Source organism: Amphibacillus jilinensis Y1 (assembly GCF_000306965.1).
GTDB classification, from domain to species: domain Bacteria; phylum Bacillota; class Bacilli; order Bacillales; family Amphibacillaceae; genus Amphibacillus_C; species Amphibacillus_C jilinensis.
Genome location: NZ_JH976434.1, coordinates 878,599 through 895,489, shown reverse-complemented (window position 1 = coordinate 895,489; position 16,891 = coordinate 878,599). Strand labels below are relative to the sequence as shown.

The window sequence follows — 16,891 nt, the reverse complement described above, 5'->3', positions numbered from 1 at the left end:
TAATCAACCAACAGGGCAACAAGAAGACAATGACGATCAAGGTCTAAGTGATGATACAGAAAATGATGTTGAAGAAGATGATGATTTAGATTCAACTGAAGCGGGATCAGATGATGAGTATTTACGTCTAGGTGAAACCGGTGTAATGGAAACGATTCTGGGTGATTATGAAGTCACTCCGACCTCGGTAAGGTACGTAGCGGAGATGACGGAAGATGATCCTTATATAACTCCAGGCAGTGATACGTTTATTATCATCGATACAACGATCACCAATATTGGTGATGAACCAATGGATGCTGACGATGCAGTTTCACAAGCAAGGCTGGACAATGTACGTGGAGGTGGGAGAGCCCCATATACTGACTTTGTCTCTATTGATAACATCGAAGGCGAATTGGCACCTGGTGAATCAATCGAAGGTGAAATGTTATTTGAATTAGGTTTTGAAGAAGAGTATAAATTATCGTTTGGTTCTACTGCTTTAGAATCAGCAAGTAATGTACAAGAGTGGAAAATCTATGAAGATGAAATAGACAGTGAGTAATGTCGTGGTGGAAAAGGATATCAATCCTTTTCCGATGCATCTGGAGAGGGTAGGCTGTATCGGAAAGGGATCGAATATCCTGGTTTGCTGACTTGCGTTTGAATTAATTCCGAATTGGGTAGTGATGCGGGTTTCAGGAGAATCGGCGAGGTGGTTGAGCAGGATAAAGGTATTCAATTAACATTAAAAAAACACGAATTCGCTTATTTTTAGCGAATCAGTCAGTTTTTCTTATACTTGGATCCTTAAACTTTTTACGACGTCGAATCGCCCCATTGTTTCGTCCCAATGTAGAAGAAATGACGTATGTATCTGGTGAAGTAATCAGTTTGGAGCCATAATTGTTTGTCCCTGAAATCAACCAGATGTTAAATCATAGTGGTGTATTAGAGGAGAATATTGATGGTAATACGTTTTCGTTTGAAAGAAACGCCTATTTTTTATATTAAAAAGGAGTGGAAGTAAATTGAATAAAAATTTAAAGGTTTTAGGTTTGGTTTTAACTATATTAACAGTTTTAGCAGCATGTGATGATCAATCGGTTAATAAAACTGAATATAAAGATGACAGTGGTGGTGACTTAGGAAGTATACCTGAAGATATTGGCACTTTTGATGTGAATGAGGGGATTGGTGGTTTTGCCACAGGTGGTTATGATGAAAACGCCATTCATCCCACGCAAGTAGGGTGGACTCGACAATCGAGATTTGAAGGAGTCGATGAACCTGAAATAAAACAAACGTTTGAATTGCCAGGTCGCATTCATAGTCTTAGTGAAAAATCAGAACCCATTGTAGATGCTGATGGGAACTTCTATTTCAAAGTTAATGAAAGTGATGAAGAAACAGGATCTTATGAAGGAGAAATTGATGGCTATTATGCGATGAACAGAGAGGGAGAAATCCTTTGGGAGCGAACTCGTTATCACCAAGAATACGATGTAATTCCTGGAAACAGTGCGATTCTTTCGCCTTCATTAGATACTAATAATCGGTTAATCGGTATGCTGGAAGATAGCAAAGTTGCTGGTTTAGATAAAGAAACAGGAGAAATGGATTTTGTCTACGAACTTGAAAGTAATCTTGCCAATCATGAGCCCTGGCCACAGGTTATTGACTCGGAAGGTGTAACTTACCTTACGCATGATGGTCAAATCATTGCGATTAACCCAGATGGATCGGTTAAATGGGAATATGGAGACGAAGACAAACCTGATATTTCTAATCCTGCCATTTCTGAAGATCGTTTATTTGTCAAAAGCCGATCAGGCATCATGGCACTTGACTTAAATGGAGATGTTTTGTGGGAGGAAGGTTTAGATCGAGTGATGGGGAATGATCAATCTAATGTATTAATAGCAGACGATGGTAGTCTCTATTTTGCTCATGGTGATCGCTTAATGTCTTTCAGTCCTGACGGAGATTTAATTTGGGATGTTGAAGTCGATGAAGATGAAGATCAAACAACTTATTTTTCAGGTTATAACGGATTAGCTTTGTCAGGAGACGGTTTAATTATTGGTCTCTTCTTACCTAATTTATACGCTTTTGATTTGGATGGTAATGAAGTGTGGCAAGCCGATGCTGAAAGAAGTTTTGGAGGCATTGTAGTCGATTCGAATGGGGATTCTTATTTCGCAAGTCAATCAAGGGTATACTCATTTGACAGTTCAGGTGAAAGGAAATGGACACTTGATTTACCACTTTCTGGTGCAGGTGATGTCGTTATTGGTCCTAATCAAGAATTGTATCTAACGGTTGATGGTATCGATGAATCTAAATTAATCATTATAGGTAATAAGTAACTAAATTTAAAAAATGAGGAAGAAGGATAAGTGCTTGAATTAGACCTTAGAGTAATTGATGTAAATGATGTTCTTCTAGATCTAAATGTTGTTGAAGAATTTGATGAAGAAAAACATATATTTATAGAACATGATAAATTTATATACATGTCTCATTCTGTAGCTTCTGAGATTCTATGTTTCGATGTTACTTATGACGAAGATAATTTGTTTGCAGAAATTTTGAAGGGCGAAAGTGATTATAAACATGAAACGATTCATGATGATAAGTCATCAGCAACAGTGAATGTTAAATCATAGTGGTGTATTAGAGAGGGTTTAAATAGATGAAAAAACTAGTAGTCTTACTTTTAAGTTTAAGTGTATTGATCGTCGTAGTGGCATGTGGCAACCAGTCGGGTGAACAAGATGAAGAAACGACTGATGAGGCAGCAGAGCAACAAGAAGACAATGACGATCAAGGTGCAAGTGAGGATATGGAAAATGATTCAGATTCAACTGAAGCGGGATCGGATGGTGAATATTTACGCTTAGGTGAAACGGGTGTGATGGAAACAATTCTTGGTGATTATGAAGTGACGCCGACTTCGGTAAGGTACGTAGCGGAGATGACGGAAGATGACCCGATTGTAAATCCAAATAGTGACACATTTATTGTCATCGATACAATAATCACCAATATTGGTGATGAACCGATGAATGCTGACGATGCAATTTCACAAGCAAGGCTACACAATATGCGTGGAGGTGGAACAGGAAGATATAAAGATTTTGTTTCGATTGATAATATTGAAGGTGAGTTAGCCCCTGGCGAATCGATCGAAGGCGAAATATTATTTGACTTGGGTTTTGAAGAAGAATACGACTTGTCGTTTGGTTCTACTGCTTTAGAATCAGCAAGTAATGTACAGGAATGGAAAATCTACGAAGATGAAATAGACAGTGAGTAATGTTGTGGTGGAAAGGGATCGGTTCGGTTATCTGTGATAAACGAATCGATAACAAAGTTTCTCTTAATAACTTGGAGGAAAGCTTTAGCTTAGTCATCATGATCTAAGGGGAGTTTGGCGGAAGGAGTGGTTTTTTGCACAAATTAATGAGGTGGTATCGTAAGCAAGATGGGAGTGTGACGTTAGAGGCTGCTGTGTTTATGCCGATTTTTATTTTGTTTCTTGTTTTTCTTATTTATATGGTGAGGTTTGCGTTAACTGACATTGCACTAAATCGGGCAACCTCAGAGACGGCTAAACAAATCGCAACACAGGTTTATCCGGTAAAGGTGGTCACTGAAAAGGTTACCAGTTTTGTTGGTGATCAATATCAAGAAATTATTAAAGATCTAGAGGATAATCAACAGCATATTGAAGCAGAGTTAGTTGAGACACTTGGAAGTGAAGGGCTACAGTTACTAAAAGATTCAACAGGCGGGGTAATTTCCTCTGCACAGGCCTCAGCATTGACTTATGTCGTCCAGCGTCATTTAGAAGAAGAAGACAGAATGAAAATTATTGAAGCGGATAATGTTGAGGTAGAGTCAGCAGTTCTTCCTATTATTGACGGAGATAGCAAATATGTTGAGATTGTCGCGACTTACGAGTTAGACTTACCGATACCGTTTATTGAGCGTACCTTTGTCTTGCGTAAAAAAGCGGTTGAACGAGCATGGTTAGGTTCTTAGCAGAAAGGAGGTCGAGGATACATGGTGTTTAATGTCTATTTATTATCCATTTTTATAGCTATTGCATTTTATTTCGATGTGCGCTATCAGAAGATTCCCAATCGTTTGACGGGGACAGGTATTATCGTTGGACTTATCTATTTTATTATTCGTAATGGCATTATCAATGGCGTGTTGTTCTCAGGTTTGGGGTTAGTTGTCAGCACCATAATACTACTGTTGCTTTATTTTATAAAAGGTCTTGGGGCTGGCGATGTGAAGTTATTCAGTGCGATTGGGGCATTAACGGGTATGGAATTTGCGTTGTACAGTTTAATGTACTCGATTTTATTTGCTGGATTGATTGCTGTCGTTTTGTTACTGTATCGAACACCATTTATTAAGCGGATGATTGCGATAATCGTTGCGTTTTTTGTCGGAAAATGGACAAAAAAAGAGCAAGATCTTCAAGCGTGGATGAAGAAGGATGTCGTCAAATTCCCGTTCATGTACGCCGTTCTTCCGGGTGTAATCACGACAATATTTTTATATATCTAATTTATTTTCAAATGAAAAGGACGGGATAGCTCATGACTGAAACAATGCTTTATCGATTACATTATGATTTCGTTCAACAAAATGGTCATTATATGATGATCCGTGGCACAGATCAGGCACCGATTACGAGTGATGACCTGGTCCGTATCCAAGTTAATATGTTGAAAGCCAACGAAATTGAACGGGTTCTACCGATTGAAATTGAAGAAATAGATTTTCAAGTGAAGTTGTATTACAACATTACAGGGAAAAAGATGCTTGCTCACCGTTTAAGGGAAGACAAGCTCACGATGCAGGCTTGCTATCAATTACTGTATCAAATTACATTAGCGCTAGAAGCAAGTGAGGAGTATATGTTAACGGAAAATCAATTTGCCATTCATCAGGATTTCATTTTTATTGGCAAGGATTTCAAGTCAATAGAACTTCTCTATTTACCGCTAGCCAAATTAGAAGAAAAGCCAACTTTAGCAGAGGAATTGCGTGCGTTGCTGTTTTACTTGGTCGGTTTTGTTGATGAGCTTACAGGTCAAGGCGTTCAACAACTAACGCAATATTTGCAAAGCCCGAACTTTAATGTTAAAGAACTAAAGGCGAAGTTAAAGCATCTACAAACAACCGAGCATAGCCAAGGGAATCAGCCTACAGTTGATCCGGTGCAGACACCAAAGCCAGTTTTGCGTCCAACGCCAACTGTCCAGCAAAAACCTCAACAGCCTAAGGAAGCACCGAAACCAAAGCCGAAGTCTGTCATTCAGCCTAAACAAGACACACCAGCTCCTAATAAAGGGGCCAATCAAAAAACAACGCCAACATCAACATCGAGTGAAAAGAAAAAACCGAGCCCGATTATCATTGCATGCTTGGCGGTTATCGCGTTGGCGATTGTCTGGCGTGTGTATGTTGAAATCGCTAATGCCAGTATGTTGTATGTTAGTGCCAGTTTATCACTGATTATTGTCGCTGTTGCGGTTTACTTCATTTTTATTTATGAAGGTAAAAAGATAGAGGAAACCGATGAAGCTGATCAGCAAGAGAAGGCAGTTGCTAAACGGACAGTAGCTAAGCAAAGGCCAGAAGAAAAAAAAGCTCAGCCAATAGCTGAACCACCAAGTCAACCACAAGTAGAAATGGGTGCAACTGAAGCAGCCGTTGATCCAGCTCGTTATTTTCAAGAACTAGAGAACCAAACGACCTTGCTGTCACAGCCGAACGCAACAATGCTGTTAAATGAAGAGGAAGATGTGGCTTCGGATTTATCTTACTTAATGGTTAATCGACAAGGCAAAACAGAGAAAATTATAATAAGTCAAGATCCGTTTTTAATTGGTCGTAACGCAGCTAGTGTTAACTACATGGAAGATTCTGTTGGTATCTCGCGTACCCATCTTGAGATTAATCAAACCGATCAAGGCTATTCGATTAAAGATTTAGGTTCAAAAAACGGCAGTAAGAAAAATGGGAATGAGATGGTTGCCTATAAAAGCTATCCTCTTCGTCATGGTGATCAAGTGACCATTGGCAAGATAGACTATACCTTTCAGAAAGTTTAAGCCATTATGCTAAAAAGAAATCAGACATGGTCAATCGGACAGTCGACAGACAAAGGACCTGTAAAAAAAACAAACGAAGATCGGATGTTGTTACAGATAATCAAAGACCCAACGGGTGATGAGATGGTGTTTGCTTTGGTTGCAGATGGAATGGGTGGTTATCAGTATGGTGACTTAGCTAGCCAGACAATCATTGACTATTTTAATCAATGGTTTGTCCAACATCACGTAGCACTTTTTCAGTTGGCGCACCCGTTTATCTACTTGGAACAGGCTTTACCACAAGCTTTTAACTCGTTAAATCAAAAACTGATCGCTTATGGGGCATATTATCACAAAAAGCTTGGCAGTACATTAACATTGCTAGCCTTGTATAAAGGGCGCTATTTTGTCGGCCATGTTGGGGACAGTCGTGTTTATCACTGGGAAAAAATCCGACCTTATCAGTTTAATCAAACCGATCGACTCTATCCAACGGACCCGGAAACCGAATCACTTGCACCCCATCAAACGTTAAGCCAACTAACAGATGATCACTCTTGGGTCAGTCAGCAAGTGCGTCAAGGGCATTTGTCAAAGCGTGCCGCATCGGCCCATCCGAAGCGTCATGTCTTGTTGCAATGCGTGGGGATTGAAGAGAAACTTGCCCCATATTTTAGACAAGGCACTTATCAAGCAAATGATCTTTTTGTCTTGTGCAGTGACGGCTTTCATACGATCTTCCCAGAGCACCAGTTGCTGAAGACCATTCAAGATTTAAAACAACAGCGTACTGCGTTTCAGACGCGAACAGATCAGCTCGTCCAACAGGTGAGTAAGATGGGGGCGACTGATAACATTACATTGATCATGATTCAACCTCACTATATCGAGAAGCCAATCGGACTGAAACGGCGAATCATCAATTTTTTCTTAAGCTAGCAGATCAATCTGACATTGCCGTGAGCTGATTAATCAAGAGTATACAACGAACCTTCAATCACCGAGGGGAAAGATCGCAGACAAAAACCGCCACGTCCGTAAGAAGGATTACAGACTAAAACCGCCACGTCCTGTGGCAACGTCTGCATGACCTACATCCTGTAGGCCCACGTCTGCATGACTACATCCTGTAGCCCTGTGCCCACTGATAGGTAGTTGAGTGAATTAGGACATTAGTCGGCCGTTAAGCTCCGTCTATAATGAGGAGCTTTGCTGTCGGTGCTGAGATCGATGTTTACGGACGTTTATTTGTTATAAAAGGAGCAAAAAGCATGCCATTTCTATCTGCATATTACATAGAAAAAGGTCGAGAGAAACCAACCAATCAAGATGGTCTATTAATTAAGACCGCAAAAACAAACCGAGGAGAAATCGGGTTGTTCGTTGTCTGTGATGGTATGGGGGGGTTAGAAAAAGGGGAATTAGCTAGTGCTACAGTTATTCGAGGTTTATCAAGCTGGTTTTCCGAACAACTTCCCCAATTGCTCGAATATAATGCCAATCCAGATCGAATTTGGGAGAGTTTTGCGCAGAAGATCCATCTGCTTAATGACAAGATTGTTCAGTATGGCGAGACCCATCACGTCCAACTGGGTACAACATTAACAGCATTACTATTTATAGATACGCAATGCTACGTGGCTCAAGTTGGCGACAGTCGTGCTTATCTTTTGGATGGCAGGGTTGATCAGCTGACAGCGGATCAAACGTTAGTCGCTCGAGAGGTAGCTCGAGGTTCACTATCACCAGACCAAGCGCAAACCCATCCGAAGCGTCATGTCCTGCTTCAGTGCATTGGTGTGCAGGCACAGATTGAATTAGCGATGAATCAAACGGACGGTCAAGCCTTCTTACTGTGTACCGATGGTTTTTACCACCATCTTACCGATCAAGAACTGCAATTGTATTTGGTCGATCAAGAGTTGGCGACGCGTGAAATGGGTGAACAGGCACTTGGCCAGCTTGCCGACCGAGTTGTCAGACGTGGTGAATCAGATGATCTATCGGCGATTTATATTAAAAAAAGCTAACAAGGGGGGGCGAACCTATGCTTGAAATCGGTTCAATTGTTGATGGGCGCTACGAAATTTTAAAAGAAATTGGACGTGGCGGCATGAGTGTCGTTTATTTGGCAATGGATAATCGCCTAAATAAATCACTTGTGGTCAAAGATATTCGCAAACGAGAAGGTAGAGACAACCAGCTGCTCATTCATAGTTTAGTTGTTGAAGCCAATTTGTTAAAAAAACTAGAACATAGTGCCTTGCCGAGAATCTATGACATTATCGAATCCAAAGGTGATATATATGTCGTGATGGATTATATCGAAGGCCAGTCGCTAAAGCAATTACTAGATTCACATGGGCGTGTACCCGCTAAAGACGTTATTAAGTGGGCGCGCCAGCTTAGTGATGTACTTGGCTATTTGCACAGTCAACAGCCACATCCAATTATTTATCGAGACATGAAGCCAGATAATATTATGCTGACACCGAATGGCAAGGTTAAGTTAATTGACTTCGGCATTGCACGTGAATATAAGGTAGAACATTCGACTGATACCGTTAACTTAGGGACGAAAGGCTATGCCTCGCCAGAGCAGTTGTCTGGCCAGCAAACGGATGCGCGAACCGATATTTATAGCTTAGGGGTGACCTTATATCATCTCGTTACAGGTAGAAGTTTAAGTGAACCACCCTTTGAAGTTAAACCGATTCGACAGTGGGACCCGTCATTACCTGAGGGGTTGGAGCACATTATTCATAAATGTACCCAAACGGAGCCGGATCAGCGTTATCAATCGTGTGAACAACTGTCTGATGATTTAGCAAACATAGATAAATTAACCCAAGGTTATAAAAAAAGACTCTATCAACGCTTAGTAGCATTCGCTATTCCATTTGTGCTATTTTTTATCTTTTCGACGACAACGATCCTTGGTTATCAGGGGATTCGTCAAGAGCAATTTGAGGATTATGTTGAACACATTAATCAAGCGAGGAATGCGTTGATTGATGGTAATGATGCCCGAGCCATTCAACTCATGGAAGATGCCATTGAACAAGACAACCGCAGACCAGAGGCGTACATTCATATTTTAGATATTTATATTAATCGTGGCGATGTTGATAGTGGGTTAGATAAGTTGGAGCAATACATTAATCAAGGTTATGGGCGGATTGACCGTCATGATGATGTGTTATTTAAAGTCGGTATGACTTATTTTGATCACAAACGTGACTATAACCGGGCTTTGTATTATTTTCGTCAAATTGACGAGCAAGCATTACCAGATGTGGTTTATTATAAAACATTGGCAACATCGCTGAGTAATTTGAATATGGATTATCAAGCTTTTTCAGAGGAACTATTAGCATTGGAGCATTACACTGATCAACTCCCTAACGATCAGAGGAAAATCGACAACTACCAGGCGCTTGCCAATATTTACTTGTCGTATAAAGCCCAGATTGATGATGCCAATTCACAAGCGATAGCTATTCTAGAAAAGGCAAATGAATTGCTAACGATTTTAAATGATGACACGTTGACACTTCAATATCAGTATCTATTCACGCGTAATTTAGCACAAGCCCATTACAGTAGAGGAATCGAGTTAGGTGTGACTGAAGATTTTGAACAGGCGATTGATTATTACAGTCGCTTACTTGAAGATGGCGTTGCAGATGAGAGAACGGTCCAATTAACGATCGGTTCTATCTATCAAGAAATGGGGTGGGATCAACAGGCGCTTGCCCAATTTGAACAAATCATTGCCGAACAGCCAAACTGGATTGATGGCTATGTGCGCTTAGCTAACTTACTGATTGATCTTGAACAAGAACGTGATGAAGCAGATCGTCGTTACCAGCGCGCACGTGAGTTATATGAACAAGCAAGTCAACAAGATGACGCAGATGATCATGAGAGCCTGCACCGCCTAAGACGCCGACTTGAAAATCTATCCGCACTATAGGAGGAAAACAAATGGGATACCAAATCATGTTTTATGGTGGCTTAGCTTTAACGATCATATGTTTAGGACTAGCAATCGGGTTGTTTATTAAGTTAGATATTAAGCAAGCATTGGCAGATTTAACGGGTCTGAAATGGTTGAAATCAAAGCAAGGGTCTTCGTTTCAATATCAAGCTAACGTGACTGAAAGTGGTAAACGCACAACGAGTCAAATTGTGATTAGAAGAGATCAAGACGCAAGCTTTACATCGAGCAAGCTATCGTCGGCTGCTAGTGAGGCGAAACAGGCGAACAGCTTCATTGAAACAGAATATTTACCAACATCTACTGCTAGCAGTGATCAACAAATAAACAGTCATGCTGAAACAGAATATATCAACGAACCAAATATTACTAGACACCAACAGCAAAATAACCTTACAGAAACGGTGTTATTGCCAACTAGTGAGGAAACGACGTTGCTGACGGATGAGGATGCTAGTTTTATGATTGATGAAGATATTGTTCGCGTTGAAGCGAATGAAGTCATAACAAATGGAGGGGAAAAGAGTGGCTGAATTATATCGAAGGAAGAAAAAGTTTTTTGTGTTTCCAGTTATTGCAATCATTTTATTATTTTTAATAATGTTTAGCAGCGCCGCTTTTTCTTCTAGTGAATTACAGTTAACTGTAGATTATCAGGGTGAACAGTGGGATGCTAGTGAGACATTCCCGTTTGCTTCAGAATGGGTTACCTCGGAAGATCAAGTCAGTTTCGTACTTGATTTTAGTCATTATTACGATCAAAACGTTGAACAGGCACAACCTTTTACGTTAACGGCGACCTATCAAGGTGATTCTTTAGCATCAGACGAATTTGAACTGATTGAGGAAGAAGTGTTTCAAGGACGATTTCATGTTAGTTATACTTTGCCAGAACACGATGGTTGGCTTGAGCTAGAACTTCATATTAATCAGGACAATGATTGGGGGATTCCAAGTGATCAAAACCCGATTGCGTTCAATATAGTAAAGGATACTGAAGCACCGACTATTGCTATTCGTGGTGTAGAAGATCAACAGATCTATTATCCAGATCCGAGTTGGTTTACCGGTTCAGATTATCCCACGGTAGAGATAGAGGTTGACGATCTCTATACTTCTGAAGAGTTACTTGAAATCAAGGTGAATGGTGACGACTATCAGACGACATGGGAGCAACAGGGGACGGGTTTTTTCACGGGAATCCCAACGGATACGTCAGGTATTTATCAGATTGAGGTGAATGCATCAGACAAGGCAGAGCACGTGAGTCAAGCTGAAATAACCTTTTATGTCAATAGTCAAGGCCCGACGTTAAATCTTTTAGCGGACGATCAATCGTTTGAGTCAGGCGCCGATTTGCCAAGTGATGACATTGAACTATTGATTGATAATCATGCCCCAATTGCTGAGGTTTCACTTGATGTTACGTTAGATGGCGAGGCTTATTTGCTAACAGAGGAAGTTGAGCTTGACGTAACGACCGCAACATTAAGCGAACCATTTCCTGATGGGGATTATCACATTGAAGCAACAGTTGAGGATGCTGGAGCTGGAAAGGTTCATCAACTAGATCCACTCACCTTTACGGTCGATACAACGGCCCCGGTTATCCAATTTGTCGATCAGCAAGGGGAGTCGATACCAGATCGTTCTGAACAAGCGCTTGGCGACGTGCAAGTAGTGATTGCTGACCAGAACTTAGATCATGATGAAACGAAATGGTCGATTGAACGTGAATATTTCAATGGGCGTGATCAGGTTGAGCTATCAACTGAGCAAGAAGACGATCGGATCTTGCTTGATTTCGAGATGAATCAATCAGGCGTTTATCATATTGAAGTAACGGCAAAAGATGATGCTGGTCATCATCAAGCATTAAATCGATCGGTTGTCGTTGACTTTGATCAGCCAACTGTTCGTGTAATGGATGCGTATGGTGATGATTTGGAAGCCATTTATCTTGAGCCGGTCGACGTCACGTTTACGTTAGCTGATTTTAGTTTAGATATGGAACAGACGGTCTTTGAAATTTTAAAACAAAACCCAGAAACAGGTGAAAAGGAAACCTTGTTAACAAATGAGGCATTGTCGCATCAAGATTTGCAGGCGACGGTGACAGAACAATTTGATCAAGGCTATTATGAGATTAATATTGTAGCAGTGAATCAATTCGGTCGTGAAACGGTGTATACTCATGAGTTGTTAATTGATTCAGAGGCGCCTAATCTTGTTATAGAGAGCCCGATTGCACCTGATCAGCATATTAATCGTGGGTTGATCGAAGCGACTGGATTCGATCAATTATGTTCAGTGACAATCGATGAACCGCATTTGAAAAACAAGCAATTAACGGTAACGCACACAACGGTTGACGGTGAGCAAACCCAGTTTAACCAAGAGCAAGTGGGGCAATGGGTGCAGGACCAAGACCAATTATCACAGGTTAGCTTCGAGCTTGAACAAGATATTTGGCAGGAGGATGGTCACTATCTTATTGAGGTCGAAGCAGACGATTTAGCTGGCCACAGCCAAACTGAATCGTTAGCATTTGTCGTAGACGATACTGCGCCACTAATAGAGATCAGCGAGTTAGCACGTTACACTAATCAGCAGGTAAAAGCTGAAATTGCGATTATTGAAGACTATTATCAAACGAATGATGTTTCAATCGTGATTGAAAAACAAGATGAAACAGGACATTTCACTGACTATAGTGACGCTTTTCCTGATTGGGAAAGCACAGATCGTCAAACCCGTCTCGATTATTTGTTTGAGCAAGACGGTACGTATCGGATCTCAGCTAGCGCTGTCGATCAAGCTGGCAATGAAGCGGAGTCTGTTGTGCAAACATTTACGATTAATCGTTCGGCACCTGATTTAAGTGTTATTGGGATAGAGGATCATCAGCATTATAGTAACCCACGTGAAGTGACGTTCAGTATAAATAGCCCATTACTCGATCATGATCAAACGGCATTAACCGTGGAGAAATGGAATGACTTGACCCGTAAGTTTGATAGCTATCAAACTGAGAATGCGCCTATCTTAACAGACGATCAGTTGGCATTGACTGAAGTTTTTGCTAATGAGGGTTTATATCGGGTTACACTTGAAGGAACTGACCAAGCAGGTAATCGTTCGGAGACAAAACAAGTGCGCTTTACTATTGATAAAGTAGCCCCTACTGTAGCGATTGCCGGTGTGGAAGATGGTGCCTTTTATAGCGAAAATCAGGAGATAAGCTTGTCTGTTTTTGAACATCATTATTTATCAAATCAAGTGCAGTTGTCGGTCTCGCATAACGGTGTAGACATCACAGATGCCGTATTAAATCGGATCGGTCATCATTGGTTCCGACAAGCCGAACAATCGTCAGCTACTTTTCAAACCTTCGCTGATGGTCATTATACGATCAAGCTTGAAGCAGAGGATGCGGCGGGTAATCAAGCAGAAGTTGCTGAAACGTCATTTACCATTGATTCGACGTTTCCGACGATTACTGTTTCCGGTGTGGAAGATGGCATCCATTATGCAGATGATCGTTTAATGGAAATTAACATTTCTGATCGTGATTTTGACATTAATCGAATTGAAGTGACACGAGATGGTGAACCCTATCCCGTTGGTGATTTTAATATCAGACATCGGCTTTTCCGAGAATCAACGGCTAGCTTAGCCTATCAATTTACTAAAGAAGGAAATTATCAAGTGTCTATTGAATCGATTGATCGTGCTGGGAATCGATCAGCAGAATCGTTACAGTTTACCCTAGATAAAACCGATCCTGTCATCAAGCTCGGCAAGGCGTTAGATCATCAATATAAAACGCGTGAAGCGATCGATCAGCAAGGCATTAATCAATGGGTGCCGATTGAAATAAATGAGCGTCACATTAAAGAGCGAACTGTTACCGTTACTCAAAAGACCCCAGATGGTGAAAAGCACCAATGGGCGGATGAGGCTATTGGAACATGGGAACAAACAGCTGACCATAGTTACCAATTTATCCTTAACGATGATTTCTACCATCATGATGGGGATTATACGTTAACGGTTTATCTAGAAGACTATGCTGGTCGTTCAACAGAGGATTCACTGCGTTTTGTCGTCGATAATACCAAACCTGTGATCAAACTGAATCAGCTCAAGCGCTATCATAATCAACCAATCAGTCAACAGATTGAAGTGATTGAAAACAACTACGAGACGAATGAAGTGTCAATTAAAGTGTATCGTCGTGATCGAGACGGAAATGACGTTCGTTATCATCATGACCAGTTGGATAACTGGAAAAATAGTGGACGTTCGAGCAAGCTGACACTTGATTTTGATCAAGATGGCACCTATCGGGTCGTCGTTGACGCCGTAGATGCTGCTGGTAATCAAGCGAAGACAGTAAGTCAAACGTTTACCGTTGACCAGATCGCACCAGCACTGTCGATTACAGGAGTCAAACATGACCAGCATTATAACAAAAATCGTTCCGTCTCGGTAGCAGTAGTAGATGATAACCTTGATCCAAACCGGACCGATTTAGCTGTCTACAAACTGAATAATCGATCAGGCAGAATGGAGCGCTATCGCGATGTTCCTGCACTTTCATTTAATGACAGACGTGCAGAGTGGAATCACATGTTCCGCACAGGTGAAGAAGGTGTCTTCGAACTTAGATTAAGTGCCACTGATCGAGCTGGAAATAGTAGTGAACACCAAACGATTCGTTTTACAATTGATAAAACAGCGCCTGTCCTTCGAGCAGATCAAATTAGTGATGGTCGCTATTATCCAGCTGCTCGGAACGTTGAATTTTTAGTAAAAGAGCGCCAATTTTCTACGAATAATGTTAATTTCGAAATTAGACGAAATGGTGAACCGTTCACGGATATCGTGGAAGGAGACCATGGAGCTAGTTGGCGTAATCGAGCGTTTGAATCGCGTTTAACTCACCGCTTTGATCAAGACGGTGCCTATACGATTTCAATGCAAGCAACTGATGCCGCAGGGAATAGGGCAACGCCTGTTAACAAGAGCTTTGTCATTGATACCGTTAGTCCAGTTATCGAAGTTGATGGGGTTGAACATGAAGAATATTACAATGTCGATCGTCCGGTCACGATTCGCGTTCGTGATGTTAATCTTGATCAACAAACCGTCAGCGTAACTCGCGATGGTGTGAATTATCCGGTTGGTAACTTTTCTGTCAATGCAAAAGCTTATCAAGAATCGGTTGCAACGTTAAGTCATACCTTTACAGAGGAAGGCGATTATAAAATGGTGGTCAATGCAACCGATAAAGCCGGTCATGAGGACCGTATCGAATTAAGTTTTACGATAGATAAGACAGCGCCTGAGATTACCCCGAGAATGGGTGTAGATGGAGAAGTGATCGAAGATGGTGCTTATATCAATCGCGTCTTTACCCCTGTTTTTGAATTGGATCAACCTGATGAGGATACGATTGATGTTGTGAGGCTAAATGATGGAGCAAACGTGGCAGGCAATATTCCAACAGCTAGTGAAGAAATGCAATATGATTATCTAGTAACTGCATCAGATAAGGCAGGCAATACGACCACTTTAGAGCTGAGTTTCACTGTCGATACAACTAGACCTGAGCTCACGATTTCAGGTATTATCGAAGGGTACTTTAATGAGTCAATCACACCGGTTGTTGAATATTCTGATCAGCATTTGGATGAAGAAGCATCAACCGTTACTTTAAATGATCAACCGTTCGAAAGTGGAACGAACCTTGTGGATGAACAAGATTATGTACTTAAAGCATCGATTGCTGATTTAGCTGACAATGTTACTGAACGAACGATTGTTTTTACGATTGACAAAACAGCTCCAGTCATTCGTTTTGCGGAGCCTATGTCAAACCAATACTTTAATGACGTAGTTATCCCGGAATTCTTCATTGAAGACATGACCGACTACCAGATAATTGCCTTAACGTTAAACGGTGAGCCTTATGAGTTAGGTCAACCGATTGCAACCGAAGGCAAACATGTTCTCTACTTTGAAGTTGTTGACCAGGCAGGAAATGTTAAGCAGTTAACCGTTGAATTTATCATTGATATGACAGCACCAGAATTTATCGTCGATGGCGTTGAAGATCAAGCGCGTTATTACGAAAATGTCTCAATTGATCTGTCGCTTTTAGATGATCAAGATCTGATGCAATCCTTGACGGTTAACGGTGTTGACTATCTTGACAACGTCGATGAAGGTTCGGTTATAATGAATTTTAGCGAACCTGCTAACTATCAAATTGAGGCACAAGCCTATGACTTAGCTGGCAATGAAACCACCTTAAATTTGGTCTTTGATATTGCAGAAAAAAATATCTTTATCAAATGGTATGAAAATCGCGTCGGGTTCGTTAGCTCAATCATCGGGTTACTTGCGGTGAGTAGTTTCGGTGGTATCTATGTATATAAAAAGAAAAAGGTAGCTAAATAAATGCTCAAGCAGGTGCGCAAACAAGTGCACCTGCTTTTTTCAGTCCGGTGGAAGAAGAAGGGAAATGACCGCTGAAAGTTCATTACATGATTGAATAACGTTTATTATAATAGAAATCAAGTCAGTTCCCTTGTAGCTTATCATGAAAGACCGAAGTGTTGAAATGGAATCAACGATCTTAACAGGTTACGATCGTCGTCAATGGTGGGTTTAAGTGAGGTACGTATGTGCTCAGGTTTCTAATCACATCAATTCGGGAATAGTAGGATTATCTTTCTGTGTTAGGAAATAAAACATAGAAGCATGGCAAATAAAAGTAGAGATA

12 protein-coding genes are annotated in these 16,891 nt (G+C 40.9%); all 12 read left to right on the top strand.

Translation table 11 applies throughout. The features are described from left to right. A partial coding sequence (locus tag B494_RS18965) for a DUF4352 domain-containing protein (RefSeq protein ID WP_017471227.1) occupies positions 1-547 on the top strand: 547 nt, incomplete at its 5' end. A gap of 466 nt (positions 548-1,013) precedes the next feature. Then, positions 1,014-2,351 carry an outer membrane protein assembly factor BamB family protein gene (locus B494_RS0104740; protein ID WP_017471226.1) on the top strand — a complete coding sequence of 446 codons (1,338 nt, stop codon included), beginning with the start codon at positions 1,014-1,016 and terminating at the stop codon, positions 2,349-2,351. 30 nt (positions 2,352-2,381) lie between these two features. Further along, a complete protein-coding gene (locus B494_RS0104735; RefSeq protein WP_017471225.1) occupies positions 2,382-2,651 on the top strand; it encodes a hypothetical protein in 270 nt (89 codons plus the stop codon). Positions 2,652-2,677: 26 nt separating this feature from the next. Further along, entirely contained in the window at positions 2,678-3,301 is a 624-nt protein-coding gene (locus B494_RS0104730) for a DUF4352 domain-containing protein (RefSeq protein ID WP_017471224.1), read from the top strand. Positions 3,302-3,435: 134 nt separating this feature from the next. After that, positions 3,436-4,029 carry a TadE/TadG family type IV pilus assembly protein gene (locus B494_RS0104725; RefSeq protein ID WP_017471223.1) on the top strand — a complete coding sequence of 198 codons (594 nt, stop codon included), beginning with the start codon at positions 3,436-3,438 and terminating at the stop codon, positions 4,027-4,029. Between the two features lie 21 nt (positions 4,030-4,050). After that, positions 4,051-4,566 (top strand): A24 family peptidase, encoded by a 516-nt coding sequence (locus tag B494_RS0104720; protein WP_017471222.1) that lies wholly within the window; start codon positions 4,051-4,053, stop codon positions 4,564-4,566. A gap of 32 nt (positions 4,567-4,598) precedes the next feature. After that, entirely contained in the window at positions 4,599-6,119 is a 1,521-nt protein-coding gene (locus tag B494_RS0104715; protein ID WP_017471221.1) for a DUF6382 domain-containing protein, read from the top strand. A gap of 6 nt (positions 6,120-6,125) precedes the next feature. Beyond that, the gene (locus B494_RS0104710) at positions 6,126-7,040 is read left to right on the top strand and encodes a PP2C family protein-serine/threonine phosphatase (RefSeq protein WP_017471220.1); all 915 of its coding nucleotides are present in this window, start codon (positions 6,126-6,128) and stop codon (positions 7,038-7,040) included. A gap of 332 nt (positions 7,041-7,372) precedes the next feature. Further along, positions 7,373-8,131, top strand: a complete 759-nt coding sequence (locus B494_RS0104705) for a PP2C family protein-serine/threonine phosphatase (protein WP_017471219.1) — start codon at positions 7,373-7,375, stop codon at positions 8,129-8,131. A 17-nt stretch (positions 8,132-8,148) separates the two neighbouring features. After that, the gene (locus tag B494_RS0104700) at positions 8,149-10,077 is read left to right on the top strand and encodes a serine/threonine-protein kinase (protein WP_017471218.1); all 1,929 of its coding nucleotides are present in this window, start codon (positions 8,149-8,151) and stop codon (positions 10,075-10,077) included. Between the two features lie 11 nt (positions 10,078-10,088). After that, entirely contained in the window at positions 10,089-10,634 is a 546-nt protein-coding gene (locus B494_RS0104695; protein ID WP_017471217.1) for a hypothetical protein, read from the top strand. Next, the gene (locus B494_RS0104690) at positions 10,627-16,566 is read left to right on the top strand and encodes an Ig-like domain-containing protein (RefSeq protein ID WP_017471216.1); all 5,940 of its coding nucleotides are present in this window, start codon (positions 10,627-10,629) and stop codon (positions 16,564-16,566) included. The genes B494_RS0104695 and B494_RS0104690 overlap by 8 nt, the downstream gene beginning before the upstream one ends. The last annotated feature ends 325 nt before the right edge of the window (positions 16,567-16,891 follow it).